The sequence below is a fragment of the Agrobacterium sp. LAD9 genome (genome assembly GCF_003031125.1).
GTDB classification, from domain to species: Bacteria; Pseudomonadota; Alphaproteobacteria; order Rhizobiales; family Rhizobiaceae; genus Agrobacterium; species Agrobacterium radiobacter.
In genome coordinates, this window is sequence record NZ_PHGS01000007.1 from 33,948 (window position 1) to 60,468 (window position 26,521).

The 26,521-nt window shown below is 60.6% G+C and carries 30 protein-coding genes; 15 read left to right on the plus strand and 15 right to left on the minus strand.

What is annotated here, in order from left to right; all coding sequences use genetic code 11:
* Window positions 1-518 precede the first annotated feature (518 nt).
* From rpmG to topA, 6 genes are all read right to left on the minus strand, one after another.
* Window positions 519-686 (minus strand): 50S ribosomal protein L33, encoded by a 168-nt coding sequence (gene rpmG, locus DA915_RS06765; protein WP_003496403.1) that lies wholly within the window; start codon window positions 684-686, stop codon window positions 519-521.
* A gap of 89 nt (window positions 687-775) precedes the next feature.
* Window positions 776-1,942 carry an MFS transporter gene (locus tag DA915_RS06770; RefSeq protein WP_192886446.1) on the minus strand — a complete coding sequence of 389 codons (1,167 nt, stop codon included), beginning with the start codon at window positions 1,940-1,942 and terminating at the stop codon, window positions 776-778.
* Between the two features lie 17 nt (window positions 1,943-1,959).
* Window positions 1,960-2,586 (minus strand): NUDIX hydrolase, encoded by a 627-nt coding sequence (locus DA915_RS06775; RefSeq protein WP_244600699.1) that lies wholly within the window; start codon window positions 2,584-2,586, stop codon window positions 1,960-1,962.
* Between the two features lie 61 nt (window positions 2,587-2,647).
* Window positions 2,648-3,091, minus strand: coding sequence for a DUF983 domain-containing protein (locus DA915_RS06780; RefSeq protein ID WP_003502429.1), 444 nt, complete (start codon window positions 3,089-3,091; stop codon window positions 2,648-2,650).
* Window positions 3,092-3,136: 45 nt separating this feature from the next.
* Complete coding sequence (gene rnr, locus DA915_RS06785) at window positions 3,137-5,491, minus strand: ribonuclease R (RefSeq protein WP_107675476.1); 2,355 nt, start codon at window positions 5,489-5,491, stop codon at window positions 3,137-3,139.
* Window positions 5,488-8,172 carry a type I DNA topoisomerase gene (gene topA, locus DA915_RS06790; protein WP_099085467.1) on the minus strand — a complete coding sequence of 895 codons (2,685 nt, stop codon included), beginning with the start codon at window positions 8,170-8,172 and terminating at the stop codon, window positions 5,488-5,490. Before topA ends, rnr begins: the two co-directional genes overlap by 4 nt.
* Window positions 8,173-8,430: 258 nt before the next feature.
* Here topA and DA915_RS06795 point away from each other — a divergent pair, with 258 nt between their 5' ends.
* A complete protein-coding gene (locus DA915_RS06795) occupies window positions 8,431-8,664 on the plus strand; it encodes a hypothetical protein (RefSeq protein WP_020012349.1) in 234 nt (77 codons plus the stop codon).
* Here the strand turns inward: DA915_RS06795 and dprA are convergent.
* The 5 genes from dprA to DA915_RS06820 form a co-directional block, all read right to left on the minus strand.
* Window positions 8,617-9,759, minus strand: coding sequence for a DNA-processing protein DprA (gene dprA, locus DA915_RS06800; RefSeq protein ID WP_107675477.1), 1,143 nt, complete (start codon window positions 9,757-9,759; stop codon window positions 8,617-8,619). The genes DA915_RS06795 and dprA overlap by 48 nt on opposite strands.
* 20 nt (window positions 9,760-9,779) lie before the next feature.
* Complete coding sequence (plsY, locus tag DA915_RS06805; RefSeq protein ID WP_161974062.1) at window positions 9,780-10,397, minus strand: glycerol-3-phosphate 1-O-acyltransferase PlsY; 618 nt, start codon at window positions 10,395-10,397, stop codon at window positions 9,780-9,782.
* A 48-nt stretch (window positions 10,398-10,445) separates the two neighbouring features.
* Window positions 10,446-11,738 (minus strand): dihydroorotase, encoded by a 1,293-nt coding sequence (locus DA915_RS06810; RefSeq protein ID WP_003502440.1) that lies wholly within the window; start codon window positions 11,736-11,738, stop codon window positions 10,446-10,448.
* The gene (locus DA915_RS06815) at window positions 11,735-12,676 is read right to left on the minus strand and encodes an aspartate carbamoyltransferase catalytic subunit (RefSeq protein WP_003502441.1); all 942 of its coding nucleotides are present in this window, start codon (window positions 12,674-12,676) and stop codon (window positions 11,735-11,737) included. The genes DA915_RS06810 and DA915_RS06815 overlap by 4 nt, the downstream gene beginning before the upstream one ends.
* Before the next feature lie 238 nt (window positions 12,677-12,914).
* Window positions 12,915-13,346, minus strand: a complete 432-nt coding sequence (locus tag DA915_RS06820; protein ID WP_107675478.1) for a hypothetical protein — start codon at window positions 13,344-13,346, stop codon at window positions 12,915-12,917.
* Window positions 13,347-13,637: 291 nt separating this feature from the next.
* Here DA915_RS06820 and DA915_RS06825 point away from each other — a divergent pair, with 291 nt between their 5' ends.
* From DA915_RS06825 to DA915_RS06845, 6 genes are all read left to right on the plus strand, one after another.
* Entirely contained in the window at window positions 13,638-14,216 is a 579-nt protein-coding gene (locus DA915_RS06825; protein WP_035212507.1) for a LysE family translocator, read from the plus strand.
* 137 nt (window positions 14,217-14,353) lie between these two features.
* Window positions 14,354-16,006, plus strand: coding sequence for an acyl-CoA dehydrogenase family protein (locus tag DA915_RS06830; protein WP_003502448.1), 1,653 nt, complete (start codon window positions 14,354-14,356; stop codon window positions 16,004-16,006).
* A 137-nt stretch (window positions 16,007-16,143) separates the two neighbouring features.
* A complete protein-coding gene (locus tag DA915_RS06835) occupies window positions 16,144-16,755 on the plus strand; it encodes a GNAT family N-acetyltransferase (RefSeq protein WP_003502450.1) in 612 nt (203 codons plus the stop codon).
* A gap of 155 nt (window positions 16,756-16,910) precedes the next feature.
* Window positions 16,911-17,555: a TetR/AcrR family transcriptional regulator gene (locus DA915_RS06840; RefSeq protein WP_003502452.1), complete on the plus strand. Its 645-nt coding sequence runs from the start codon at window positions 16,911-16,913 to the stop codon at window positions 17,553-17,555.
* Window positions 17,556-17,804: 249 nt separating this feature from the next.
* Window positions 17,805-17,966, plus strand: a complete 162-nt coding sequence (locus DA915_RS28835; RefSeq protein WP_020812168.1) for a hypothetical protein — start codon at window positions 17,805-17,807, stop codon at window positions 17,964-17,966.
* Window positions 17,963-18,280, plus strand: a complete 318-nt coding sequence (locus DA915_RS06845) for a DUF6105 family protein (protein ID WP_003502456.1) — start codon at window positions 17,963-17,965, stop codon at window positions 18,278-18,280. The genes DA915_RS28835 and DA915_RS06845 overlap by 4 nt, the downstream gene beginning before the upstream one ends.
* On the opposite strand, the gene ruvX is transcribed toward DA915_RS06845, so the two are convergent.
* Window positions 18,232-18,711: a Holliday junction resolvase RuvX gene (ruvX, locus tag DA915_RS06850; protein WP_107675479.1), complete on the minus strand. Its 480-nt coding sequence runs from the start codon at window positions 18,709-18,711 to the stop codon at window positions 18,232-18,234. The two genes, DA915_RS06845 and ruvX, sit on opposite strands and share 49 nt — an antisense overlap.
* A gap of 14 nt (window positions 18,712-18,725) precedes the next feature.
* The gene (locus DA915_RS06855; RefSeq protein ID WP_003502460.1) at window positions 18,726-19,028 is read right to left on the minus strand and encodes an alkylphosphonate utilization protein; all 303 of its coding nucleotides are present in this window, start codon (window positions 19,026-19,028) and stop codon (window positions 18,726-18,728) included.
* Between the two features lie 84 nt (window positions 19,029-19,112).
* Between DA915_RS06855 and DA915_RS06860 the strand changes: the two genes are divergently transcribed.
* The 4 genes from DA915_RS06860 to DA915_RS06875 all read left to right on the plus strand — a co-directional run bounded on the left by DA915_RS06860 (window position 19,113) and on the right by DA915_RS06875 (window position 22,255).
* Complete coding sequence (locus DA915_RS06860) at window positions 19,113-19,817, plus strand: metal-dependent hydrolase (protein ID WP_003502462.1); 705 nt, start codon at window positions 19,113-19,115, stop codon at window positions 19,815-19,817.
* A 125-nt stretch (window positions 19,818-19,942) separates the two neighbouring features.
* Entirely contained in the window at window positions 19,943-20,230 is a 288-nt protein-coding gene (gatC, locus tag DA915_RS06865; protein ID WP_003496362.1) for an Asp-tRNA(Asn)/Glu-tRNA(Gln) amidotransferase subunit GatC, read from the plus strand.
* Between the two features lie 55 nt (window positions 20,231-20,285).
* Window positions 20,286-21,767 (plus strand): Asp-tRNA(Asn)/Glu-tRNA(Gln) amidotransferase subunit GatA, encoded by a 1,482-nt coding sequence (gene gatA, locus DA915_RS06870; protein WP_107675480.1) that lies wholly within the window; start codon window positions 20,286-20,288, stop codon window positions 21,765-21,767.
* Window positions 21,758-22,255, plus strand: a complete 498-nt coding sequence (locus DA915_RS06875) for a GNAT family N-acetyltransferase (RefSeq protein ID WP_371412706.1) — start codon at window positions 21,758-21,760, stop codon at window positions 22,253-22,255. Before gatA ends, DA915_RS06875 begins: the two co-directional genes overlap by 10 nt.
* A gap of 69 nt (window positions 22,256-22,324) precedes the next feature.
* Here DA915_RS06875 and DA915_RS06880 read toward each other — a convergent pair whose 3' ends face one another.
* A complete protein-coding gene (locus tag DA915_RS06880) occupies window positions 22,325-22,582 on the minus strand; it encodes a YjhX family toxin (protein ID WP_026364074.1) in 258 nt (85 codons plus the stop codon).
* A 274-nt stretch (window positions 22,583-22,856) separates the two neighbouring features.
* Between DA915_RS06880 and DA915_RS06885 the strand changes: the two genes are divergently transcribed.
* Complete coding sequence (locus tag DA915_RS06885) at window positions 22,857-23,366, plus strand: GNAT family N-acetyltransferase (protein WP_020012369.1); 510 nt, start codon at window positions 22,857-22,859, stop codon at window positions 23,364-23,366.
* Here the strand turns inward: DA915_RS06885 and DA915_RS06890 are convergent.
* Complete coding sequence (locus DA915_RS06890; protein ID WP_107675482.1) at window positions 23,348-23,680, minus strand: DUF1294 domain-containing protein; 333 nt, start codon at window positions 23,678-23,680, stop codon at window positions 23,348-23,350. The two genes, DA915_RS06885 and DA915_RS06890, sit on opposite strands and share 19 nt — an antisense overlap.
* A gap of 151 nt (window positions 23,681-23,831) precedes the next feature.
* Between DA915_RS06890 and gatB the strand changes: the two genes are divergently transcribed.
* From gatB to DA915_RS06905, 3 genes are all read left to right on the plus strand, one after another.
* Window positions 23,832-25,337 (plus strand): Asp-tRNA(Asn)/Glu-tRNA(Gln) amidotransferase subunit GatB, encoded by a 1,506-nt coding sequence (gene gatB, locus DA915_RS06895; RefSeq protein WP_107675483.1) that lies wholly within the window; start codon window positions 23,832-23,834, stop codon window positions 25,335-25,337.
* A gap of 211 nt (window positions 25,338-25,548) precedes the next feature.
* The gene (locus tag DA915_RS06900) at window positions 25,549-26,046 is read left to right on the plus strand and encodes a GNAT family N-acetyltransferase (RefSeq protein ID WP_080817148.1); all 498 of its coding nucleotides are present in this window, start codon (window positions 25,549-25,551) and stop codon (window positions 26,044-26,046) included.
* The gene (locus DA915_RS06905) at window positions 26,043-26,516 is read left to right on the plus strand and encodes a GNAT family N-acetyltransferase (protein WP_107675484.1); all 474 of its coding nucleotides are present in this window, start codon (window positions 26,043-26,045) and stop codon (window positions 26,514-26,516) included. The genes DA915_RS06900 and DA915_RS06905 overlap by 4 nt, the downstream gene beginning before the upstream one ends.
* Window positions 26,517-26,521 lie beyond the last annotated feature (5 nt).

A 26,521-nucleotide genomic window follows, 5' to 3' on the forward strand; every position in this document is an offset into this window, starting at 1 on the left:
GCGATTTCGCTCGTCAGGGGCTGGTATTGCGTAGTTTGAATGCCCCATGATGCTCAGGTCCGCCGCATCTCCTGAATCGTGGGGTCGGTCGGCTGACGATGTCCGAATCGGTTCCTCGTGCCGTAATCACATCGTTGGCCGACCGCCTTATTTCCGAAAATTGCCTGCTCTTGGTACACGCGTTGCAGCGTAGCGGCTTGCGCAGCCGTCTTCCTTACGCGACGCGACGAGGTCGTCACGCGGCAGGGGCGGATGGCTGTAACCCCCAGCATACCCTCTGAACACATGAACGATTGCGGTGGTGAGTGGTGCGTCAGACCATGTGGTCGGACTCATCGATAACCTGCGTCCACACGTTGCCAATGACCGCTCAATTTCCGCGGCGGCAGGAGGCAGGCCCCTTATTTTCCCGTTGGGAAGCCTCTGGGCGCAAAGGGCTTGTGGCCACTTCTTCCGCTGGGCACAAACAAAAAACGCGCCCATTGGGCGCGCTTTTTGCCGGAGACCCGATCAAGAAATTACTTGATCTTGGTTTCCTTGAATTCAACGTGCTTGCGTACAACCGGGTCATACTTCGTCTTCGTCATCTTGTCCGTGAACGTACGGCTGTTCTTGGTGGTGACGTAGAAGGTACCGGTGTCGGCTGTCGACAGCAGCTTGATCTTGATTGTTGTAGCTTTCGCCATGGTCGTCCTGCCTTTAAACAAAAGAGAAGCCGCAGGCGCTTCTCACCTCGGCTAAATCTGGCGCGAAACTACGTATCGCGCCCGAAAAGTCAAGCCTGTTTTGCCCGGAAAACAAAACGGAACCCATAAAGCACCACGTAAAGCCCGAAAAATACGGCGAGCGCCCAGGCGAAACCATCGGTGCCCGCAGCATCCATGGAAATGCCGACGGCCTGTGGTCCTGCAATGGTACCCATGGCGTAACAGAAGATGAAGGCGGCATTGGCGGCCACGAGATCCGCGCCCTTGAGGCGCGAGCCGAGATGGGTGAGGCCAACGGTATACATGCCGGAGACGAGGCCGCCCCAGAACAGCAGCAGCGCCGCCACCAGAAGCCAGCTTTCCACCAGAACCGGCAGCGCCAGCGTGCCGCAAACGCCCGCAAAGGCCATGAGGGCGAGCATGGTGCGCCGATCCTTCATCCGGTCGGAAAGCAGGCCGATCGGTATCTGGAAGACCATGTTGCCGATTCCCATGACGGTCAGCAGCAGCGCCGCCTGCGATTCGTTGAAGCCCTCACGGGTGGCGTAGATGGGAAAGAGCGACAGGCCGCCCGCCTGCACCGAACCGAACACGAAAGCCGCAGCCGACGCCATCGGCACCAGCCAGACGTAGCGGACGAAGTGGTGATTGGGCCGCTCGTCCAGCTCCGGGCTCTCGCCGCGCGCCATGAAGATGGGGATAGCGGCCAGAAGGATGATCGCCGCGCCGACGAGGAAGGGCAGGATGCCTTCGCTGCCGACGACGGAAAACAGCAATGGACCAACCGCGAAACCAACCGCAAGGCCGGTTGCGTAAATGCCGAGAACCATGCCGCGTTTTTTCGGCGGCGCGGTCATGTTGATCCAGTATTCGGAGAGAATGAACAGCGTCGTGGTCGCGCCATGGAAGACGATTCGCAGCGGAAACCACATCCAGAAGGCTTCGGCGAAATAAAAGCCGAGTGCGCTCAGCGCCGAAATCAGGACCGCGAGAAGCATGGTTCGTGCCACGCCGAAATCATGGGCGATCTTGCTGGTCACCGAGGCGGCCATCATCGCCGCGACACCCGCCATGGCCGAATTCACCCCGATCATGGTCGAGGAGATGCCGCGCTTCTCAAGGATGATCGACAGGAGCGGCAGGCCGAGACCGATGGCGACACCCACCGCACTGATGGCGGAAATGGCGGCGATCAGTGAGGGCCAGTGAATGGCGTCCGCTTCTTCGCATTTCATTTGTGACATGACGGCCTTTATACAAAGTCTCGAATGAACCGGCCGTGGCGCGTGATATAGAGCCGCGCGGGGCTTTCAAAGGGCAGTGAGGGATCACCTATCATGAGTTTTGTGACATCTTCGAGAACCGTACGTGTGATTTTGGGCATGTTCAGACCGGAAAGGTCTGTCATGTCAAGCCATTGCACGTTGGAGAGCTCGTCGGAATCACGGGTGAGCCCGACATCGAGCCCCAACTCATCGGCATAACAGCAGAAGAATCGCGTGTCGTAGCGCCGCACATTACCGGGTGGGGTGATGGCGCGAGCCACATATCGGAAACGGGAGAGATCAGGACCTTCGGCACCCATTCCGAGGTTCACGCCGGTTTCCTCAAAAAGCTCACGCGCGGCGGCCAGCGCCAGAGCCCGTGCGCCAGCGGCACTCAGGCGGCGCGCCGCCGAAGCGGTGAGGCTGTTGAGGACGGCAGGGTGCAGATCACCGGAAAAGGGCAGCGCATGGTCGCGCGGATCGCGTTTGCCGCCGGGAAAGACATAGGCGCCCGGCATGAAGACGTGGGCGCTGCTGCGCTGGCCCATCAGGACCTTGGGGCCTGAGCCGGAACGGTCGAAGAGGATGATGGAGGCAGCGTCTCGCGGCCGCACGGGAGCGCTCACCGTTTCGGGGTCCCGGGAAAGCTCAGGCACGTGCAAGGTCCTGCTCACGTCAGTGAGACGAGCCGTCTATCTGCACTTTTTGCTGTTTTCGATCAAAACCGTGCATCCGCAGCGCCCACTGCAGGCCGATGACGCCGCCCTTGATCGGTTGCAGCGTCAAAAGTGCGGACAGAATGGTGATCGGCACCCAGATGGCGAAATGCGCCCACATGGGAATGTTGAGGACCATATCCGTCATCATGAAGCCGCCAACGGCGATATGGCCGATGATGACGATGGAGATATAGGGCGGCAGGTCGTCCGAACGGTGATGATGCATTTCTTCGCCGCAGGCCGCGCAGGCGTCCACCGGCTTCAGCCAGGCCCGGAACAGGCGGCCGCTGCCGCAGGCCGGGCAACGATTGGCCATTCCCCGCATGATCGAGCGGCCAAGCGGCCGTTCCGCGCTATCGTCTCCGAAGGTGACCGTTTCCGAGCCCTGATGTGCACTCATCCTTAAGTCCTTCTCCCGTTCGTTCAACCGCCTGCAGCGGTCTTGTTATCGTCGCCTTCTCGGCGGACGTGTTCCAGGCTTGGCGGCAAGATGAGATGTCCGCCGGCCTGCCTTGTGGAACGACCGCGAGCCGACCGGCATCTTGCGCCCCGGGCTCAGCATATCGAAACGCAGCGCACCTGCCAAAGGCACCGCTTCCGCAAGCCGCACCTGAACCGTATCGCCAAGCTGGTAGCCGAGGCCGGTCTTTTCCCCTGTCAGGGCTTGATGGGCCTCATCATAGAGGAAATAATCGGTTCCGAGTGTAGATATAGGAACAAAACCATCAGCACCAAATTGCGGCAGCGCGACAAAAAGTCCCGCCTTGGTGACACCGCCGACGCGGCCCTCGAATTCTTCGCCCACCCGTTCAGACAGATGATGCGCGATGAGGCGGTTGATGGTGTCGCGCTCGGCGGCCATGGCGCGGCGCTCGAAGGTGGAGATTTCGGCGGCGATATCGTCCAGCGTCGCTTCTTCCTGCGGGGTGATCCCGCCTTCGCCGAGCCCCAGAGAGCCCACCAGCGCGCGATGCACGATCAGGTCGGCATAACGGCGGATCGGCGAGGTGAAATGCGCGTATTTCATCAGGTTGAGGCCGAAATGGCCGATATTCTCGGGGCTGTAGATCGCCTGGCTCTGGCTGCGCAGCACCATCTCGTTGACCATGATCTGGTGCGGCGTGTCGAGTGCGCGAGCCAGAATGCCATTGAAGGAATTGGCGCGCATGGCCGCTCCCTTGGCCATGGTAATGCCGATGGTACCAAGGAATTCGCGCAAAACCTCCTGCTTGGAAAGCGTGGGCGCATCGTGGATGCGATAGACCAGCGGCTGCTTTTTCTTTTCCAGCGTCTCGGCGGCGGCGACGTTCGCCTGGATCATCATTTCTTCGATCAGCTTATGCGCATCGAGGCGTTCGGGAATGACGACCTTGTCCACCGTACCATCAGGCCGAAGCAGGATCTTGCGCTCCGGCATGTCGAGTTCCAGCGGCTGGCGGCGGTCACGGCCGCGCTTCATCACCTCATAGGCATGCCACAGCGGCTTCAGGATAGGTTCCAGCAGCGTACCGGTCTTGTCGTCCGGCCTGCCGTCAATGGCTGCCTGTGCCTGTTGGTAGGAAAGCTTCGCCGCGCTCTTCATCATGATGCGGTGGAAGGTGTGGCCCGCCTTGCGGCCTTCCTTCGAAAAGGTCATCCGCACCGCAAGGGCAGGGCGGTCGACGCCTTCCTTCAGCGAGCAGAGATCGTTGGAGATGCGCTCCGGCAACATCGGCACGACGCGGTCGGGGAAATAGACGGAATTGCCACGCTTCAGCGCCTCGCGGTCCAGCGGCGAACCGGGCCGCACATACCAGGAGACATCGGCAATGGCGACGGTGACGATGACGCCGTCAGGATTGTCGGGAGACGTGTCGGGCTCGGCATAGACCGCATCGTCATGGTCCTTGGCGTCGGCCGGATCGATGGTTATGAGCGGCAGGTCGCGCCAGTCCTCGCGGTGCGACATGCTGGCCGCCTTGGCGGCATCCGCCTCGGCAAGAACGTTCGAGGGGAAGATATGCGGAATGCCGTGGGAATGGATCGCGATCATCGAGATCGCCTTTTCTGAGGCGACAGAGCCGATGACCGACAGAACCTTGGCGCGCGTCAGGCCATAACGACCGCTGTTGCGCGAGGTTTCCACCTCGATCAGATCGCCATCCTTTGCATCGCCGACGCCATCGGGGTCGATGACCATTTCCTCGCCACGCCGGTCGATCGGCATCAGCCGTCCGCCGCCGCCTGCCGTCTCCTTGAATACGCCGAGCAGCGCGTTCTGGCGGCGGTCGATCAGCTTCACGACACGGGCCGTATAGGCCGGGCCGGCGCTTTCCTTGGAGGAGAAGATCTTCGCCAGAATACGATCGCCAAGACCCGCTGCCGGGGCCTTCTTGCCGCGGTCCTGCGATGACTGGCGGATGAGTACGGCGGGTGCCGCGCCCTGATCCTCCGGCCATTCCGCCGGCCGGCCGATCAGTTCGCCGTCCTTGTCACGGGTGGTGATGTCGAGAACCGTCACAGGCGGCAGGCCGCCCGGGCGTGTCAGAGACTTGCGGCTCTTCTGGACCATGCCGTCGGTTTCAAGCTCCTTCAGCAGCGCCTTCAGGACCACGCGGTTTTCACCCTTCAGGCCGAAAGCCTTGGCGATTTCGCGTTTGGAGGCCTGCTGCGGGTGGTCGGCGATGAATTTCAGCAGCACTTCGCGGGAAGGCACCTCGCCATGGATGATGCCTTCACCTTCATTCACACGCTTGCCGCGCCCGGTGCGTCCGAAACCGTCGCTGGCGGAACCCTGTCTCTGACGCGGCGCCTTGCTCACTCTGCTGCCTTCTTGGGTTTGGCCGCTGCCTTCGGCTTGGCGGCCGTCTTGCTCTTTGTTGCCGCCTTGGCCTTGGTTGCCTTCGGCTTTGCCGCGGCGTCACCATCGGCCTTCTTGGCAGCGGTCTTCTTGGCCTTTACGGGCTTGCCGCCGGTCCCGGTCTTGGCAATACGCTCGGCAATCAACACCAGCGCCTCGTCCAGCGTCACCGAAGCCGGGTCCTGTCCCTTTGGAATGGTCGCGTTGACCTTGCCCCAGTTCACATAAGCGCCGTAACGCCCGTCACGAACAGTGATCGCGCCGCCATCAGGATGGTCGCCCAGCTCCTTGAGAGCAGCCGGCGTGCCGCTGCGGCCGCGTCCCGGTCCCTTGCTCTGTTTCTCGGCAATGACGGTTACTGCCCGGTTGAGGCCGATCGCGAACACGTCCTCGATGCTTTCGAGGTTCGCATAGGAACCATCATGCAGCAGGAACGGCCCGTAGCGGCCGAGACCGGCCGAGATCATCTTGCCGGTTTCCGGGTGCTTGCCGATATCGCGCGGCAGGTTGATGAGCGCCAGCGCCTTTTCGTGGTCGATATCTTCAGGCTTCCAGCCCTTGGGCAGCGAGGAGCGCTTGGCTTCCTTACCGTCACCACGCTGGATATAGGGCCCGAAACGGCCAGAGCGGAGCGTGAGCTCTTCTCCAGTCATCGGATCGGCGCCCAGCGCCTTCGGCTCGTTCGATGCGGCAGCTTCGGCTTCCGAACCGTCCGAGGTCAGCTGGCGTGTATAGTTGCATTCCGGATAGTTGGAGCAACCGACAAAAGCACCATATTTGCCGAGCTTCAGCGAAAGATTGCCGGTGCCGCAAACCTGACAGATGCGCGGATCGGAACCGTCCTCGCGCTTGGGGAAGACCAGCGGTGCAAGAACTTCGTTCAGCGCATCCAGCACGTTGGTGACGCGCAGTTCCTTGGTATCTTCGATCTGGGCGAAGAAATCCTTCCAGAAATCACGCAGAACCTGCTTCCAGTCCAGTTCGCCGGCGGAGATGCGGTCGAGCTTTTCTTCAAGGGCTGCGGTGAAATCGTATTCGACGTATTTGGTGAAGAAGCTTTCGAGGAAAGCCGTCACCAGCCGGCCGCGCGAATGCGGTATCAGCTTGCGTTTGTCGACGACGATATATTCGCGGTCGCTCAGCGTTTTCAGCGTCGCCGCATAGGTGGAAGGACGGCCGATGCCGAGCTCTTCCATCTTCTTGATCAGCGAGGCTTCCGAATAACGCGGCGGCGGTTCGGTGAAATGCTGGCTGGCATTGATCTTCTGCTTGGCGAGGTTTTCGCGCTCGTTGATCGGCGGCAGACGGCCTTCGTCATCACCGTCGTCGCTCTGCTCGCCATCTTCCTTCTGGTCGGTATAGGCGGCGATGAAACCGTCGAAACGGATCACCGAGCCGACGGCACGAAGACCGGCCTTTTCGCCGTTCTTGTCGGCAAGGATTTCCACCGTGGTGCGTTCGATTTCGGCAGAGGCCATCTGGCTCGCAATGCCGCGCTTCCAGATCAGGTCGTAAAGGCGCAGCTGATCGGGATCGAGGTAACGCTTCACCTGATCCGGCGTGCGGTTGAAATCGGTCGGGCGGATCGCCTCGTGCGCTTCCTGGGCGTTCTTGGCCTTGGTGGAATAGAAACGCGCCTTTTCCGGGACGTAACGGTCGCCGAACTGCTCGCCGATGGCAAGGCGTGCGGCATCGATCGCTTCCGGCGCCATCTGCACACCGTCGGTACGCATATAGGTGATCAGACCGACGGTCTCGCCGCCGATATCGATGCCTTCGTAGAGCTTCTGCGCTACCTGCATGGTGCGCGAGGCGGAAAAGCCCATGCGCGAGGAGGCCGCCTGCTGCAGCGTCGATGTGGTGAAGGGCGGGCCGGGATTACGCTTGACGGGCTTCGCCTCGACGCTGTCGACCACGTAGGTCGCGCCTTCCAGCAGCGCCTTCAGCCGGTTCGCATCTTCGCCGGTCTTGATCGCACGGTTCTGCAACCGCTTGCCGTCAGCGGAAACCAGCTTGGCCTCGAACTCGTCACCGCGCGGGGTCTTCAGAAGGGCGCTGATGTTCCAGTATTCTTCGGAAACGAAACGCTCGATCTCGGATTCGCGGTCACAGACGAGACGCAGCGCAACGGACTGCACACGACCGGCGGAACGCGCGCCGGGCAGCTTGCGCCACAGCACGGGGGAGAGGTTGAAACCGACGAGATAGTCGAGCGCACGGCGGGCGAGATAGGCGTCGACCAGCGGCACGTCGATGTCGCGCGGGTTCGCCATGGCGTCCAGCACCGCCTTCTTGGTGATGGCGTTGAAGACCACGCGCTTCACCGGCTTGTCGCCGAGGACACGCTTCTTTTTCAAAAGATCGAGAACGTGCCAGGAAATGGCTTCGCCTTCGCGATCCGGGTCGGTTGCGAGAAAGAGGCCGTCGGAGGATTTTACCGCATCGGCAATATCCTTCATGCGCTTGGCGGAGGCGCTGTCGACTTCCCAGGACATTTCGAAATCCTGGTCGGGCAGCACCGATCCGTCCTTGGCAGGAAGATCCCTCACATGGCCAAAGGATGCAAGAACCTTATAGCCCGGGCCAAGATACTTGTTGATCGTCTTGGCTTTGGCAGGAGATTCTACGACGACGACATTCATATTGTTTTTCTCTGGAACTGGTCCGTTAACATGGCCGGATCGCCGCGCAATGCCGCAATTGGCCTTCTTTATATTTCGACATGGACAGGTAATGCGCGCGGGTCAAGAGGCAAGACCGATTTTATCACTCCAAGGTGATTGCAACCTATGGATAATCTATTGTTGTATTGCAATCTTTGGTAAATTGGTTATGATGGGCAACATCATTTGAATCTACTTAATGCTCTTCGTTTCAGGCGTAATTCTTAGGATAAATATATGGTCCCGAACGCAACAAACAATAATGCTGACAATGAAGGGACCAGAGAGAACTTGGCTTACATTCGCCAGATGCTGGCGGAGCTGCGCCAGGTCGCCAGCCGCGAGGGCGCCGACATGCTGTGTTATCTGATCGAGATGGCTTATGTCGAAGTCGGTGATATCCAGAGCGGACGACGCAAGCTGTCAATCCGCGATGAAGAGCGACACGCGCCCCCCGGCATGCCGGTTTAGACGTCCTGCAATATCAAGCTCCAGCAGCACCAGATGAACGGTGGCAGCGGAGAAACCCGTGTGACGGATGATATCGTCCGTTTCCACGGGCGAGGGACCGAGAGCGGCGGCGATGATGCTGCGCTCGTCGTCCCCTGGTGGTGACATCTCCGTGTCGGATCTCGGTTCCTCGATCTTGCGGTCATAGGGCAGTTGCGGCTCCATCAGCGGTCGCAGCGCCTCGAGAATATCGTTGGCACCCGTGGTCAGCATCGCCCCTTCCTTGATCAGCCGGTTGGTGCCCTCGCAGCGTGCATCAAGTGGGGAGCCGGGCACGGCAAAAACCAGCCGTCCCGCTTCGCCGGCGAGACGCGCCGTGATCAGCGAACCTGAGCGCTCCGCCGCTTCTACGATGACGACGCCGAGCGAGACGCCTGATATCAGCCGGTTGCGACGGGGAAAATCCCGTGCGCGCGGTTCCCAGCCGAAGGGCATTTCACTGATCGTCGCGCCGCCCTGATCGTATATCTCCTGCAACAGCCCGAAATTTTCCTGCGGGTAAGGACGGTCGAGACCGCCTGCCAGCATGGCAACCGTGCCGGTTGCAAGGCTTGCCCGGTGCGCCGCCGCATCGATGCCGCGCGCCAGACCGGAGGCGATCGCATAACCGGCCCGCCCGCAATCGCGCGCCAGCATGGCGGCGAATTTAGCACCGTTGATGGAGGCGTTGCGCGAGCCGACGATGCCGACGCAGGGCCTTGTCGCCGCGTCCGCCGATCCCTTCATGGCGATCAGCGGTGGTGCGCCATCCAGATGTCGCAGGGCAGGCGGGTAATCCGGTTCGCCGATGCCGATGAAACGCGCGCCGAATTTGTCAGCGATTTCGATCTCGCCTTCCGCTTCCGCCTGTGTCGCGATGCGCGGGCTGCGGGAGGAGCCGCCCCGCCGTGAAAGCTCGGGCAGGGCGTCGAGCGCCTTTTCGGCGCTGCCGAAATGATTGATGAGTTCGCGAAAGGTAACGGGGCCGATATTGTCGCAGCGGATCAGCCTCAGCCAGGCGACGCGCTGCCGCGCGGAAAGCTCTATGCCCTGCCGTGTCGTTTCCTCATGCGGCATGGCATATCCTCAAATGGGTCTCAGCCCTTTTGCCCGATCCTGCTTTCCGTACCCGCCAGCAGGCGCATAATATTCTCGCGGTGCTTCCACCAGGAAATCACGCTGAGCAGCGTCACCAGCAGCGCCGTCTTTTCAGGTCCGAGCACCCAGAGGGCCACGGGAATAACCAGCATGGCAAGCAGCGCCGACAGCGAGGAATAGCGGGTGATGAAGGCGGTCGCGAGCCAGATCAGGGCAAAGGCCAGCATCATCAGCGGGGCTACGCCCAGGAGCACGCCGATATAGGTGGCCACACCCTTACCGCCCTTGAAGCCGAGCCAAACCGGAAACAGGTGGCCGAGAAAGGCGAAGAAACCGGCGACCAGCGAAGCCTCATAACCCCAGAGCGCATTGGCGACCAGCACGGCCGCCGTGCCCTTCAGCGCGTCAAGCAGCAGGGTTGCCGCCGCAAGTTTCTTGTTGCCGGTGCGCAGCACATTGGTCGCGCCGATATTACCGGAGCCGATCTTGCGCACGTCGCCCAGCCCCGCCATGCGGGTGAGAATGAGGCCAAAGGGGATGGAACCGAACAGATAGCCAATCAGCGCTGCCAGCGCGAGAAGGGCAGGCGCCGTCTGCCAGTCAGTCAAAGCACTCATTCAAACGTCCCCTCTGTCGCGCCGGCCGCGTGATCTCTGTTGGTGATCTTATGCCAAGGAATGAACGGCTTTGCCAGCCACATAAGTGGCGACCGCGCGGCCGCTGAAACGGGCATCCTCGAACGGCGTGTTCTTGGATTTCGAGACCAGCTGTTCCTTGGCCACAAGCCACGGTTCGTCGAGGTCGATCAGGGTGATATCGGCCTTCGCGCCAGCCTTCAGCGTTCCCGCATCCAGTCCGAAAATCTTGGCCGGGCGGGTGGAGAGCGCATCGATCAACCGTATCAGCGGAACCTCGCCGCTGTGATGCAGGCGCAGCGCCGCCGCCAGCAGGGTTTCAAGCCCGATCGCGCCGCTCGCCGCATCCGAAAACGGCAGGCGCTTGGTGTCGACATCTTGCGGGTCGTGCGAGGAGACGATGATATCGATCGTGCCGTCCTTCAGCGCTTCCACCATGGCTTTGCGGTCGTCTTCGGCGCGCAGCGGTGGCGAGAGTTTGAAGAAGGTCCGGTACTCGCCGATATCGTTCTCATTGAGGGTGAGGTGATTGATCGAGATGCCGCAGGTGGCCTTTACGCCCCGCTGCCGCGCAACGCGGATCGCTTCTGCCGATTCCGGAACGGAAATCTTGGCGGCGTGGTAGATCGCCTGCGTCAGCCCGGCAATGCGCAGGTCGCGCTCCAGCGGAATGATCTCGGCTTCCTTCGGAATGCCCGACAGACCGAGCCAGCTTGCGAAAAGCCCTTCATTCATATCGCCGCCACCGATATATTTGTCGCGGGTTTCAAGCGCGATGACAGCGCCCAGTTCGCGCGCATAGGTCATGGCGCGGCGCAGCACCAGCGTATCGGAAAGCGCCCTGCGGCCGTTGGTGAAGGCAACTGCACCGGCTTCCTTCAACATGCCGATCTCGGTCATTTCTTCGCCGTTCAGACCCTTGGTCAGGGCTGCTGCGGGATGGACGTTGACGAGCGCCTTGTCGCGCGCCGTCTTTTTCACATATTCGACCAGCGCGATATCGTCGATGACTGGATCGGTGTCGGGCATCATGATGATGCTGGTGACGCCGCCGGCCGCTGCCGCACGCGAGGCGGATTCGATGGTTTCGCGGTGTTCGGCGCCGGGTTCTCCAACGAAGACGCGGGCGTCCACCAGGCCGGGAACGGCCAGCAGCCCCTTGCAGTCGCGCACCGTCGCACCCTCAGGTGCGCCCTGATTATGCGCATCCTTGCCGGCTGCGAGAATAGCGCCATCGGAACCGATGACGATGCTGCCGGTCTCGTCGAGATTACGGGAAGGATCGACGATGCGGAGATTGTTGAGAACGGTAACGGCACTCATACGCGCTCACCCTGATTTTGCGAGACAAGCAGGGTTTCCATGACGGCCATGCGCACGGCAACCCCCATTTCCACCTGGCTTTCGATGACGCTCTGCGGACCGTCGGCCACTTCTGAGGCGATTTCCACGCCGCGGTTCATCGGGCCGGGATGCATGACCAGCGCATCCTCTTTCGCCGCTTTCAGCTTCTCGGCATCGAGACCGTAGTAATGGAAATACTCGCGCACCGAAGGCACGAAGGAACCGGACATGCGTTCGCGCTGCAGCCGCAGCATCATCACCACGTCGGCATTCTTCAGCCCTTCCTTCATGTCGTGGAAGACTTCCACGCTCATGTCGCGAATGCCTGATGGTAGAAGCGTGGCAGGGGCGACGACGCGCACGCGCGCGCCCATCTGGTTGAGCAGGATGATGTTGGAGCGAGCCACGCGCGAATGCAGCACGTCACCGCAGATCGCCACCGTGATACCCGAAAGCTCGCCCTTGGCGCGACGGATGGTCAGCGCATCGAGCAGGGCCTGTGTCGGGTGCTCATGCTGGCCGTCGCCGGCATTGACCACGGAGCAGGCGACCTTCTGTGCGAGAAGAGCGGCGGCGCCGGCGGAGGAGTGGCGCACGACCAGCACATCCGGGCGCATGGCGTTCAGCGTCATCGCCGTGTCGATCAGCGTCTCGCCCTTCTTCACCGAGGAATTGCCGACTGACATGTTCATCACGTCTGCGCCGAGACGTTTTCCGGCAAGCTCGAAGGAGGATTGCGTGCGCGTCGAGGCTTCGAAGAACAGATTGATCTGGGTGAGGCCCCGGAGCGTCGAGGTCTTTTTCTCGCGCTGGCGGCTGATTTTCACCGCCTCATCGGCCTTGTCGAGAAGCAGGGTGATATCCTGATGGGAAAGCCCCTTGATGCCGAGGAGATGGCGATGGGGGAAGAAGACCATGCGGTTTGCCTCCTGACGGGCGCCGCATTTTCCCGTGAAAATGCCCGGAACGCCCGAATGCTGATCCGTGCGCTCCCATTCGCTGTGAACACGCCTCAGGAGTGCCGCGGAATTCGGTCCTGCGCTCTATAGAGATTGCACGGTCGCGGGGCAAGCGCCCGCAACCCCTGAAATGAAAACATGGCGATGTTTCCCCAACCCTAGCGGACAAGTGGCCTGACGATGGTCCGAGCATGCATCAGATGACGCCATGCTCCTTCAAAAGCGCCTGCTCGTCGCCTGACGCCCAGCCGAAAACTCTCGGCGCTCCTTCCAGCCTCTGGACGAAATAGTGAACATCGAAGTTGATTGCGACATCCGATTGTTGCTTGCGGGTAAAGTTCGCTGTCCAGGCAACGTGGGCGACGCAATGATGTTCATCGATCGGCGAGATACGGATATTGCGGATCCGCATCTCCTTCGTTCCGATCGCTCGATAGCGGTCGTAACCCTTCTTCATGACCTGCTTTAAGTGGTCGTCGTTCTTTCCGGTCATCACCCCGGCAGGGGATGCGGCGATGAAGTCGGAGGCATAGAGGGAGGCGACCTCCTCCATATCCATGTCGCCTTTGAGAGACTTGTTGAAAAATCGCTCATACCGCTCGAAGAGCTTTCTCACGCTGGCCTCCATGGTTTCCTCCCCCTGTGCAGCCGTTCAGCAAGTCGCCAACCGAAAAAGCCCGTCGCAAGTTCCATATCAGGCGGCGGCCTATGCAGAATCCCTGAAGATGGTGCTTCAAACGGGATCGGATGCCTGCCGCAAGCGGAGCGGATTGACCGTGCGGAACCCGACATTTGGTCCGGGTTGGGAATGTTTCGCCGCTTGCTTTATATCAAGGCGCCGCCCTGCGGCATTGGGCAGTTTCGGGTGGAATTCTCGGGCCAGATCCGGCCTTTGACGCAGTTGACTGGAATTATCGCAATGCATTCCTATTCTGTTTTCGCCCTGGCCGTACTGGCCCTGCTTTTGACGCCTGGCCCGACGAACACGCTTCTGGCGCTTTCCGGTGCCGGCCGTGGTGTCCGAGCGTCGCTGCCTTTGATGATCGGTGAAATCGCCGGCTATCTGCTGGTCATCCTTGCGCTTGCTGTGCTGTTTTCCGATTTTCTGAAGATGCATACGGGCCTTGCGCAGGCCATCAAGCTCTGTGCCGCCATCTGGGTCGCATTTCTGGCCGTTCGGCTGTGGACCCTGCCGTCTTCGGCGCCAATCGGTGAGGCGATCACTCCTCGTCGGGTTTTCGTCACCACCTGTCTTAACCCGAAGGGGCTGATCGTCGGCCTTGTCTTGTTGCCACAGGCGCCGCTGACCCAGATATGGCCATATATCCTGCTGTTTTCTGCTCTCGTGGCTTTCGCGGCGCTTGTGTGGCTGTTTGCAGGGGCGCTTCTCATCCGCCATGCGGGCCAGTCTTCGCCGCGGCTCGTGCGCGGCACCGCCTCGGGCTTCCTTCTGGTGCTGTCGCTCGGTCTTGCCGGAAACGTGTTTGGCATTCTCTAGGCCGGATACCTAAATCAGGGGCACTCCCGAAAAATGCTGAAAGCGGCGGTTTAATCGTCTCAATCGCTTCCTGCGGGTGGAATTATGCAATATCACCCCACTATGCAACGCCAGTACAAAACAGCTAGAAGCAGCGGATGACCCAGAATTCCCGGACAGAAGAAACGCTCGCCGAACTGAACCAGCCAAGCCTCTGGTCCGGTATCAACGCCTATCGTTCCGATCCGCTGATCGTCGATCTCACGTCCGGCCTGTCGCGCAATCTGAGGGACGAGTTCGACCAGCTCGGCCGCTACGTCACTTCGCATGAGGCGCAGGAGCTGGCGCGCATGGCCAATCAGGGCGTGCCGCAGCTGCACACCCACGGCCCGCGCGGCGAACGTCTGGATCAGGTCGAGTTCCATCCCGCCTGGCACGCGCTGATGCGCCGTTCCATGTCATCGGGCCTGCATTCCAGCGTCTGGGAGAACTCTCCCGATACGCGCGGCAATGAACACAAGGCGCGCGCCACGAAATTCTACCTGACCTCGCAGCTGGAGGCCGGCCATCTCTGCCCGCTCACCATGACCAGCGCCTCCGTTGCCGCCATCATGGCCTCGCCGCGCGTGCAGAAGGAATGGGCGCCGAAGATCCTGTCGCGCAAATATGATTCCTCGCAGAAACCAGGCCTGCAGAAAACCGCCGTCACCATCGGCATGGGCATGACGGAAAAGCAGGGCGGCACGGATGTGCGCGCCAATCGCACCACGGCGGAGCGGGTGGGTGAGGGCATCTATCGTCTGTCCGGCCACAAATGGTTCCTTTCCGCGCCGATGAGCGATGGTTTCGTCATGCTCGCCCAGATGGGCGACGGCATGGGCTGCTTCCTTGTGCCGCGTTATCTGGAGGACGGTTCGAAGAACGGCCTGCACTTCCAGCGCCTGAAGGACAAGCTCGGCAACCGCTCCAATGCATCAGCCGAAGTCGAATTCACCGATGCGTTCGGTTATCTGCTGGGCGATCCCGGCAGCGGCATCCGCACGATCCTCGACATGGTGACGCTGACGCGGCTGGACTGCGCGTTGGCATCATCAGGCATGATGCGCGCCTCGCTTGCCGAAGCGGTGCATTACGCCCGCGGCCGTTCGGTTTTTGGCAAGATGCTGGTCACCCAGCCGATCATGACGCGCGTTCTCGCCGACATGGCGCTGGATGTGGCGGCCTCCACTGCGCTCTCCTTCCGGCTGGCGACGGCGTTTGATGCCGCCCGCAACAATCCGGCCGAAGCCGCCTATGCGCGGGTGATGACGCCCATCGTGAAATACTGGTGCTGCAAGATCGCGCCGGCCCTCATCTACGAGGCCATGGAGTGCCTTGGCGGCAATGGTTACGTTGAAGAGCGGCCGATTGCCCGCCACTATCGCGAAGCGCCCGTCAACGCCATCTGGGAAGGCTCCGGCAACGTCATGGCGCTGGATGTGCTGCGGGTTCTCCAGCGCGGCAAGGACCTGTTCGATCTCGTCTTCCAGACGCTGGAGCGTGATCTCGGACCTGCCGGCAAGAAGACCACCGACGTGCTGCGCGCCGCGATCGCCCTTGCCGAACGTGACGAGGGGGCGGCCCGTCTATTGGTGGAGCAGTTTGCACTCGCGGCCGCTGCCGCCGAGCTTTGCCGCCTTGGCGCCGGCAAGATCGCCGATGCCTTCCTCGAAACCCGTCTGGCGGGCGGCTGGCGGCATACTTACGGCATGCTCGATTCCCGCTTCGATCCGAATTATATAATCGATCTTCTTTATCCGCCTGCATCTTGACCGATGCATGCGGATGAAGGTTTTGCAGTCCTGGCGGGAGGGGTCTCGGATTTGACAAACAGCAATGGCGTAAGGCGTGTTCTTATCTGTCACGACAGCTTCGCGCATCGATGCGCGGCAAGGGAAGGCGGCTGCCAATGCTGACCTTCCGTTCCGCCCGCGCTGAGGATGAAGACGCGCTCTACGCCATAAGCCTTGCCACCGGCGATGCCGGGCAGGATGCTACCCCGCTTTACAATGATGGCCGCATGGTCGGGCATATCTATTCCGTGCCCTATCTGCATCTCTGGCCCGATGCCGTTTTTGTGGCTGAGGATGAGGAGGGTGTGTGCGGTTATATTGTCGGCGCGCTTGATACGGCGGTGCACGAAGAGCGGCTGGAGCGGGAATGGTGGCCGCATCTGCGCACCCTTTACCCCGATCCCGGCGGCGACCAGCAGACATGGGACGCCGATCAGCGCCGGGCCCAGTTCATCCACCATCCGCGCCGCACGCCCACCTGGCTCACTGATCCGTTTCCGGCCCATATTCACATGAACCTGCTGCCGCGCACGCAGGGCAAGGGCGGCGGCACCCGGCTTCTGTCGCGCTGGCTCGATATGGCAAGACAGAACAATGTTTACGGCATCCACCTCGGCGCCAGCGAACGCAACCATGCGGGCATGCGCTTCTGGGAAACCCGCGGCTTCAAACGCCTCGAAAGCCACGAAACGCCCGGCAGCGTGTGGTTCGGCATGGCGCTGGAATAAACCGGCTGATTCCGCGGAGCATGGGTTCGGGATTGTTCACGTCGGCTACCCTTCATCCACAGGAACCTTCCGTCCATCCGCCCCGCCACATTGTTCTTCCCTTCATGCTTTGTTAACCCGTTGAGAAAGGCCTTTCAGAAAACGGGTAGGGAATCATGCTGGCGACCGCAGAGGCGATTTCAGCCGACAGACCGGAAAAGCGCATCAAGGATCGCGCTCAGACCGAGAAGGCGATTTTTAACGCGGCGCGATCGCTGCTCGCCGAAGAGGGATTTCAGGGTTTCGGCATCAACGCCGTCGCACGCCGCGCCGGCTGCGACAAGCAGCTGATCTACCGTTATTTCGGCGGCCTCGATGGCCTGATCGAGGCGATCGGCGAGGATCTCGGCTCCTGGGTGAAGGATCGCATTCCCGAGGACACCGGCGGCATGTTTCTTTTGACCTATGGCGATCTCATGGAAAAGCTGGCGCTTTATTTCATGGATGCGCTGCGCAGCGATCCTCTCGTCTGCAAGATCATCGCCTGGGAAGTCTCTGACGGTTCACCGCAGGTGCGTCAGCTGGCCGAAGCCCGCGCCAAGTCGCTGGGCAAGTGGCTGGAGCGCATGCGCGGTTCGCTGGCGGCGCCGAAGGGCGTGGATACAGCGGCGGTCAATGCCGTGCTGTTCGCCGCCATCCAGCACCTCGTCATCTCCGCTGCCACCAGCGGCCAGTTTGCCGGCGTGCCGCTCAAATCGGACCGGGACTGGGACAAGATCTCCACTGCCGTCAAAAGACTGGTGCGTGGCGTTTACGGCTGAACCGGCTTCGGCAGGTGTAGGGCGGTCACGTTCAGGACCAGCGCGTTAAAGAAAAATCAGCCATGTTTTCACCCGGTCGGCAACCGCCCGGCGCATCCGGTCGTTCACGGGATCACATGCTTTTCCACATGCCGGCCGCCCGTCATTAACCATAATGACAGCTTTCATTTGCCTCGCCCGGGCTGCCGGTCCAGTGTGGATTAACGAAATGTTAACCATGCGCAATGACTGCGCATAAGGGAGCCGCAAGTGAGCCGCTGGACAGCTTTAGGCGTCATGATGACGTTTTTTGTGATGCTGCCGTTGGATATCGACGTGCCGGCGCTGAACCTCTGCCTGATGGCCGTGGCGCGCTGGGCGGTGCTTGCTGGCTTTCCCGATGCGGTGTTGGCGCGGGGGCAGGTGGCATGAAGTGGTTTCTGATACTCTGGGCCGGTCCCGTCGCATTGCTGGGCAGCTGGTACTGGCTTTCCTATTACGACATGAGCTTCGGCTTCTACATGCTGACGCGGCAGACCCATGATCTGGTGTTCGAGATATACGGCAATATTCTCGGCCTGCCACCGGAAAGCCTGCCGCCGCTGGTGGCGCGCGCCATCGCGCTAGACAGTCTGATCGTTTTTGCGATTCTCGCATTCCGCAAGAGAAAGCAGATTGCCGCCTGGTGGCAGGGCCGTCAGTCGGCCGCGCGGGTGAGTGCGGAAAGCCTGTCCAGCGCGCCCTGAAGAATGAAGCTCGCGGCGGCCGAATCGATACGTTGGGCCCGCTTGGCGCGTGAGACGTCCATTTCCAGCAATGCGCGCTCGGCCGCGACTGTTGAAAGCCGCTCATCCCAGAAGATGAAGGGCAGGGCGGTTTTTTCACCCATGGTGCGCACGAAGGCGCGCGTTGCCTGCACGCGGGGACCGGCCGAACCATCCATGTTCATGGGCAGGCCGATGATGAAGGCGGAAACTTTTTCCTTTTCGGCGAAGGCCAGCAGCACTTCCGCATCCTGCGTGAATTTCACCCGTTTGATGACCGGACGCGGCGTTGCAAAGCGCCGCGACAGGTCTGACATGGCAAGCCCGATGGTCTTTGTGCCGAGGTCGAGGCCGGCAATTGCCTGCGCGGGCTGAAGCGTCTGCGCCAGTTCCTCGATGGTGAGTATTGCCATGTCGCGCGCTGTCCTTACCGTTTGCGGACGAATTCAGTGCGCAGCACCAGACCCTTGACCGCATCATGCCTGCAATCGATCTCTTCCGGATTGTCTGTCAGGCGGATCGACTTGATGACGGTGCCCTGCTTGATGACCGTGTTGGTGCCCTTGACCTTCAAATCCTTGATCAGGGTGACGGAATCGCCATCTTCAAGCACATTGCCCGCCGCATCGCGTACTTCATTCGCACGCGCCGCTTCTGCAGCCAGTTCGGAGGCCGGTCGCCATTCACCGGTCGCCTCGTCATACACGTACTCGTCATCATTTGCGGCCATGGTCGCCTCTCTTAAATATTGGTAGTGCGGTTGTTCAGGCCGTCCTATGTCATAATATACCGGTAATACAAAGGAGAACTTCCCATGAAAATCACCTGGCTCGGCCATTCCGCCTTCCGCCTCGAAAACGGTAGCGCGAAGATCCTCATCGATCCGTTCTTCACCGGCAACCCCGGTTTTGCCGGACAGGATGGGAAGTCGGCGGCCGAAGGCATCACTCATATTCTCCTGACCCACGGCCATGGCGACCATGTCGGCGACACCGTTCAGCTTGCGCGCGAGACAGGTGCAACCGTACTGGCCAATGCCGATCTTGCCGCATGGCTTTCCGCCAAGGGTGTCGCGAAGGTTGATATGGGCAATACCGGCGGCACGGTGCATTTTGACGGTTTTTCCGTCACCTTCACCAATGCGCTGCATTCCTCCGCCCAGATCACCGAGGATGGCGTCTCCCATTCGCTCGGCAGTGCCAATGGCCTGATGCTGCATTTCGAAGACGGCCCGGCCGTTTATCACATGGGCGATACCGACATCTTTTCCGACATGAAGCTGATCAATGAACTGCACCAGCCGGATATCGGCCTCGTGCCGATTGGTGACCGCTTCACCATGGGCGGAGCCGTCGCGGCGCTCGCCTGCCAGCGCTTCTTCAAGTTCGAGAATGTCATTCCCTGCCACTATGGCTCCTTCCCGATCATCGACCAGACGCCGGAGAAGTTCGTGACCGGCATGGAGGGGTCGGAAGCCCGTGTCCACACGCCTAAGGCGGGCGATACGCTGTCCTTCTGACGTTTTGCTCAGGCATGTCGTGACCGCAAAAGCACCTCACACTTTGACGCGACATGCTTTCTACCGTTGCGAATGGCGGACATGGTGATTATAGCGGGTAGGAAAATTCCTACCGGAGTAGAACCATGTCCGTCGATCTCGCCACCGTAAAGCGCGTTGCGCGCCTTGCCCGTATCGCAGTCAGCGAAGAAGAAGCACAGAATATGCTCGGCCAGCTGAACGGCATACTCGGTTTCGTGGAGCAGCTTTCGGAAGTGAATGTCGACGGCGTCGAGCCGATGACATCAGTCACCCCGGTGGAGATGAAAAAGCGTGCCGACGTGGTGACCGACGGCAACAAGGCGGAAGACATTGTCGCCAATGCGCCTGCGACCGACCGGGACTTCTTCATGGTCCCGAAAGTGGTCGAATAAGCCGACCGCCGTTTGCCGCCCGATTTTTCCAAGATTTCGAAAGCCGTTGCCGACCATGACCGACCTGACGAGCCTGACCATTGCCGAAGCCCGCGAAAAGCTGAAGGCTAAAGAGTTTTCCGCCCTCGAGCTGACCGACGCCTATCTCTCCGCCATTGATGCCGCCAATGGCGCGCTGAACGCCTATGTCGTAACCACGCCTGAAAAGGCGCGTGACATGGCGAAAGCCTCCGATGGCCGTATCGCGTCCGGTTCGGCTGGCGAGCTGGAAGGCGTTCCGCTTGGTGTGAAGGACCTTTTCGCCACCCGTGACATCCACACGCAGGCATGTTCGCATGTTCTCGATGGCTTCAAGCCGAAATATGAATCCACCGTTACCCAAAATCTCTGGGATCAGGGCGCCGTCATGCTCGGCAAGCTCAACATGGACGAATTCGCCATGGGCTCGTCCAACGAAAGCTCCTGGTACGGTCCGGCCATCAATCCCTGGCGCGCCAATGGTTCCGAGCAGAAGCTCGTGCCCGGCGGCTCCTCCGGCGGTTCGGCCGCTGCCGTGGCCGCGCATCTCTGCGCCGGCGCCACCGCAACCGACACGGGCGGCTCCATTCGCCAGCCGGCAGCCTTTACCGGCACGGTTGGCATCAAGCCCACCTATGGCCGTTGCTCACGCTTCGGCATCGTTGCCTATGCCTCCTCGCTCGATCAGGCCGGCCCGATCGCCCGTGACGTGCGCGACGCCGCTATCCTGTTGAAGACCATGGCAAGCGTTGACGCCAAGGATACGACCTCGGTTGACCTGCCGGTGCCGGATTACGAAAAGGCCATCGGCCAGTCGCTGAAGGGCCTGAAGATCGGTATCCCCCGGGAATACCGCGTTGACGGCATGCCGGAAGAAATCGAAAAGCTCTGGGCCAAGGGCGTGGAATGGCTGCGCGGTGCCGGCGCCGAGGTTGTCGATATCTCGCTGCCGCATACCAAATACGCGCTGCCTGCCTATTACATCGTCGCACCGGCGGAAGCCTCGTCCAACCTTGCCCGTTATGACGGCGTTCGTTACGGCCTGCGCGTCGACGGCAAGGACATTGCCGACATGTACGAAAAGAGCCGTGCCGCCGGTTTCGGCAAGGAAGTGCAGCGCCGCATCATGGTCGGCACCTATGTGCTGTCGGCCGGGTATTACGACGCCTATTACCTGAAGGCGCAGAAGGTTCGCACGCTGATCAAGCGTGACTTCGAAAACGTCTTCCACGAAGGCGTCGACGCCATTCTGGCGCCGATCACCCCGTCCTCCGCCTTCGCAGTCGGCGACGAGGAACTCGCCTCCGATCCGGTGAAGATGTATCTACAGGACGTTTTCACCATCACCGTCAACATGGCCGGCCTTCCCGGCCTTTCGGTTCCGGCCGGCCTTGACGGCAAGGGTCTTCCGCTGGGCCTGCAGCTCATCGGCAAGCCTTTCGAGGAAGAAACGTTGTTCAAGACGGCGCACGCCATTGAGCAGGCTGCCGGCAAGTTCACCCCCGCCAAGTGGTGGTAAGCGGCCTCAAGCTTAGACAGATGAACGAAGCCGATCGCGATGCGGTCGGCTTTGTCGGTTTTGCCGCCTGGCGTTCCGGCGAGGCCTTCGACGACAGCTATCTCGATCCTGATGTCATCGAGCGGGTGAGGGGCGAATTCGAGAGTTTCGCCAAGTCTCCGACCGGTGATGTTGTCGTCGCTGAAGTGGACGGCGTTGTTGCCGGCTGGGGCGCATGCGATGCGGCGCCGCATCACATTTCCGATCTCTGGGTGGACCCGAACTGGCAGGGCAAGGGGATCGGCAAAGCCCTGATCCTTCATTTTCTAGACAGGATGCGCGCGCAAGGCCTGCCGCTAGCCACCATCGACACCCATGCCAGAAATCGCGCCGCTATCGGTCTTTACGAGCGTTGCGGATTTGAGATCGTCTGGCGCGGCATGGAATGGTCCGACATCATGAAAGTCGAGCTTGAAAAGGTGAAGCTCGAGCGCAGGCTCTCGCCATAACCCGCTTTTACGGCCGAGGCTGATTCTCGGCGAAATGCCGGGCGACAGCATTGCCGCCGCCCGGTCGATTTATCTGTTGTCCAACTCACCCCGCACGAGTTCCAGCCCGCGCGTGGTAATGCGGTAAGGTTTGCCGCCCGAGGAGGCAATGGCTCTCTTCCGTTTCAGCTTGCGGAAGGTGAGGAGATTGAGGCCGCTGAAAATCCAGCCGTCACGCGTATAAAGCGCGAGTTTTTCGATTTTGTGGGCGTCATCTCGAACGAGTTCAATTCTGCCGCCCTGGGCGAGCAGGTGAAGAATGCGCTGTTCGGCGCGGGAAATGTCCATTTTTGGAAGTCCGGTCGGCGTCATATAGACGCGTGAAAACAAATCCGGGTGCCGTTAAGGCATCCGGCTCGGTTTCAGCATGGCCCGGCGCGCAATAAACTTGCGGGCAGGGCCTTTACCGGGACTCCGATTGAGCGAACATAAAAACTCCGTTCTTGCTCCTTTTGGGTAGCGGGCGAACCCGGCGCGGTCAAGTCCCGCTAGGCGCGAGAAAACCATGCTGGTCGAATCGCGCTGGCAATGGTTTAATTTCAACGGCCATGGAGGGTGCGGCTTGATCGTCATTCGCAATGCGCATGAGCAGGAAGCGGAGGTTCTGGCGGCCATCGGCCTCAGGGCATGGCGACAGGCAACCGCAGCTCTCGGCATCACCCCGACCCTTTACGACAATGCGGCCAGCGCCTTTTCCAATTTTACCCGCTCGTCATGGCTGGCAATCAGGGTGGCGGAGTTCGGTGGCTCGGTTGCGGGCTGGGCGGCGCGCGAACATTTTGACGAGACGATTTCCGATTTCTGGATCGATCCGGATTTTCAGCGCCGGCGGGTCGGCAGTCGTCTGCTGGGTGATGTGGAAAGGCTGATAGAGGACAGGGGATTCGAGACCATCCGGCTTGAAACTCACGCCCAGAACGAACCGGCCGTCGCCTTTTTCCGCCACCATGGCTACAGTGTCCGCTGGCTCTCCGTTTCCTATGCGCCAAAGCTCGATCGCGAAGTGCAGTCGGTAGGCCTGCAGAAGCAATTGGCGGAGGTTGAGAGTGGTCTTTATGGGCCGGCTTTCTGAGACAGAGTTTGCAGAGCATCCACCAGCCGCATCGGCCAGTCTGGCATGATGGCAAGCGATGCGACAAGGCCCACCTGCAATATCACGATTGATATCAGGATGCTGCGGAAGGGTTCCTTGCGCGTCTTGTGCCGCAGCAGGCGTTGTGCCGAGATCGCGCCCAAGCTGCCGCCAACGAGCGCAAGCGATAACAGCGTGCTTTCCCGGATACGCCAACCGCCGTTCTTCGCCGCTTCCTTGTCCCACCAATAGACAAGAAAGACGAAAAGATTGAAGGCGATATAGGCCGTGAAGCAGAGAGCGATCGTCACCATGGCGTGAATTGAAACCGGGAAGCGTAAAAAACGCGTATCCGGTATGGGCTAAAATCCCGGGCCTGGCGTGAGAGGGCGCAAGATCTCTTGCGCCCGCGCTCCATTTGTTCTACCCACCAAGGCCAAAGAACCCGTATATCGTGAGCTTCAGATGACCCTTGTAGACGTGCGCACCCCCGACCCGAAACGCTTCATTCCCGGCGCCACCGGCGATTGGGAAATCGTGATCGGCATGGAGGTGCATGCGCAGGTTCTCTCCAATTCCAAGCTGTTTTCCGGCGCTTCGACCACCTTCGGCAATGCGCCGAACTCCAACGTGTCGCTGGTGGATGCCGCCATGCCGGGCATGCTTCCCGTCATCAACGAGGAATGCGTCAAGCAGGCGGTGCGTACCGGTCTCGGCCTAAAGGCGAAGATCAACAACCGTTCGATCTTCGACCGCAAGAACTACTTCTATCCAGATCTGCCGCAGGGCTACCAGATTTCGCAGTTCAAGGATCCGATCATCGGTGAGGGCACTATCACCATTTCGCTCGGTCCTGACCGTCAGGGCAATTTCGAGGATATCGAGATCGGCATCGAGCGTCTGCATCTGGAGCAGGACGCCGGCAAGTCCATGCACGACCAGCATCCGACCATGTCCTTCGTGGACCTGAACCGTTCGGGCGTGGCGCTGATGGAAATCGTGTCCAAGCCGGACATGCGTTCGTCGGATGAAGCGAAGGCCTATATGACGAAGCTGCGCTCCATCGTCCGTTATCTCGGTACCTGCGACGGCAACATGGATGAAGGCTCGATGCGCGCCGACGTCAACGTCTCCGTGCGCCGTCCGGGCGAAGGTTTCGGCACGCGCTGTGAAATCAAGAACGTCAACTCCATCCGTTTCGTTGGCCAGGCCATCGAATATGAGGCGCGTCGCCAGGTCGCAATTCTGGAAGACGGCGGCTCCATCGATCAGGAAACCCGTCTGTTCGATCCCGGCAAGGGTGAGACGCGTTCCATGCGCTCCAAGGAGGACGCGCATGATTATCGTTATTTCCCCGATCCGGATCTGCTGCCGCTGGAATTCGACGATGCTTTCGTCGAGGCGCTGAAGGTCGATCTGCCGGAACTGCCCGACGACAAGAAGGCCCGTTTCGTGGCTGATCTCGGCCTCTCGGTCTATGATGCCTCGATCCTCGTATCGGAAAAGGCGATCGCCGATTATTACGAGGCCGTCGCCGCCGGCCGCGATGCGAAGGCTGCCGCCAACTGGGTCATCAACGACCTGCTCGGCGCCCTCAATAAGTTCGGCAAGGATATCGAGACGACGCCGGTTTCGCCGGAACAGCTCGGCGGCATCATCGATCTCATCAAGTCTGAGACCATTTCCGGCAAGATCGCCAAGGACCTGTTCGAAATCGTCTGGAACGAGGGCGGCAACCCGGCGGAAATCGTCGAGGCGCGCGGCATGAAGCAGGTGACGGATACCGGCGCCATCGAAAAGGCCGTGGACGAGATTATCGCCGCCAACCCGGATCAGGTTGAAAAGGTCAAGGCGAAGCCGACGCTCGCCGGCTGGTTCGTCGGCCAGGTCATGAAGGCCACGGGCGGCAAGGCCAACCCGCAGGCGGTGCAGGCACTGGTGAAGGCCAAGCTCGGCATCGAGGAAGAGTAAGCGAAAGCTGCTTCCTGCCGGTAGGAGGCATCGAGGCACAAAGCTCTCCTTCGTCATCCTCGGGCCTGTCCCGAGGATCTAACGACCCACAAGGCCAAACGTGCTCAGATCCTCGGGACAAGCCCGAGGATAACGTCGAGAGTGCGGGAGGTTCGACATATATCTGCCGGGATCAACGCCCGGCTTTTCTGTTTCAAGACGGAGCCCAAACATGTTTTTCATCCGCACGGCAAGTCTGCGGGACATCGAGCCGGTCCGCACCTTGCTCGCCACGACATGGCACGCGACCTATGATGCGATCTATGGCGTCGACAAGGTGAACCAGCTGATCCTCGCATGGCATTCGCCGCAGGCCATGAAGGACCGTATCGAGAAAAAGGGCGGTGAGTTTCTGGTGGCTGATGACGGCAAGCGGATTGGCGGCATGGCCTATGGCTCCATGTCCACCAAGATGGCGAAGACGGCCCTGCTGCACCAGCTTTACGTCGCGCCCGACCTTCAGCGTCAGGGCGTCGGCCGTGATCTCTTCGCGGAACTGGAAACCTGCTTTCCGGATGCGGAAATCATGCGGCTTGAAGTCGAGCCTAAAAATACTGTCGCAATCGCCTTTTATGAAGGCGTCGGATTTGTCGAGGTAGACCGAATCGAGCGCATGGCGGGCATCGAGGGTCTGCCCGGCATCGTTATGGAAAAGAGCCTGACCCGATGAATGCGACATTGCAGAATCTCATTATCCGCATGGCGCGCGAGGACGACCTTCCCGCCCTTGCCGCCATTTTTGCCGCCGACGAGATCGGCGGCCATGGCGATACGGCGGAAGAATCAGCGCAGCCGGATTATCTTGCGGCCTTCCGCGCCATCGAGGCATCGCCGAGCGAAACGCTTTATGTGGCGGAACTGGATGGCGAGGTCGTCGGCACCTTCCAGACGGCGATCCTGACCAAGCTCGTCGGGCGAGGGGCAAAGTCCATGGTGATCGAGGCGGTACAGACGCGCACCGACATGCGCGGTCGCGGTATCGGCGCGGTGATGATCAATCATTGCCTGGAAGAAGCCCGCCGTCAGGGTCTCAACGCCGCGCAACTGACGTCCAACATGGCCCGGCTGGACGCGCATCGCTTCTACGAGCGGCTGGGGTTCGAGAAGCGGCATCTGGGCTTCAGGATGAAGCTGAAATAGCACGG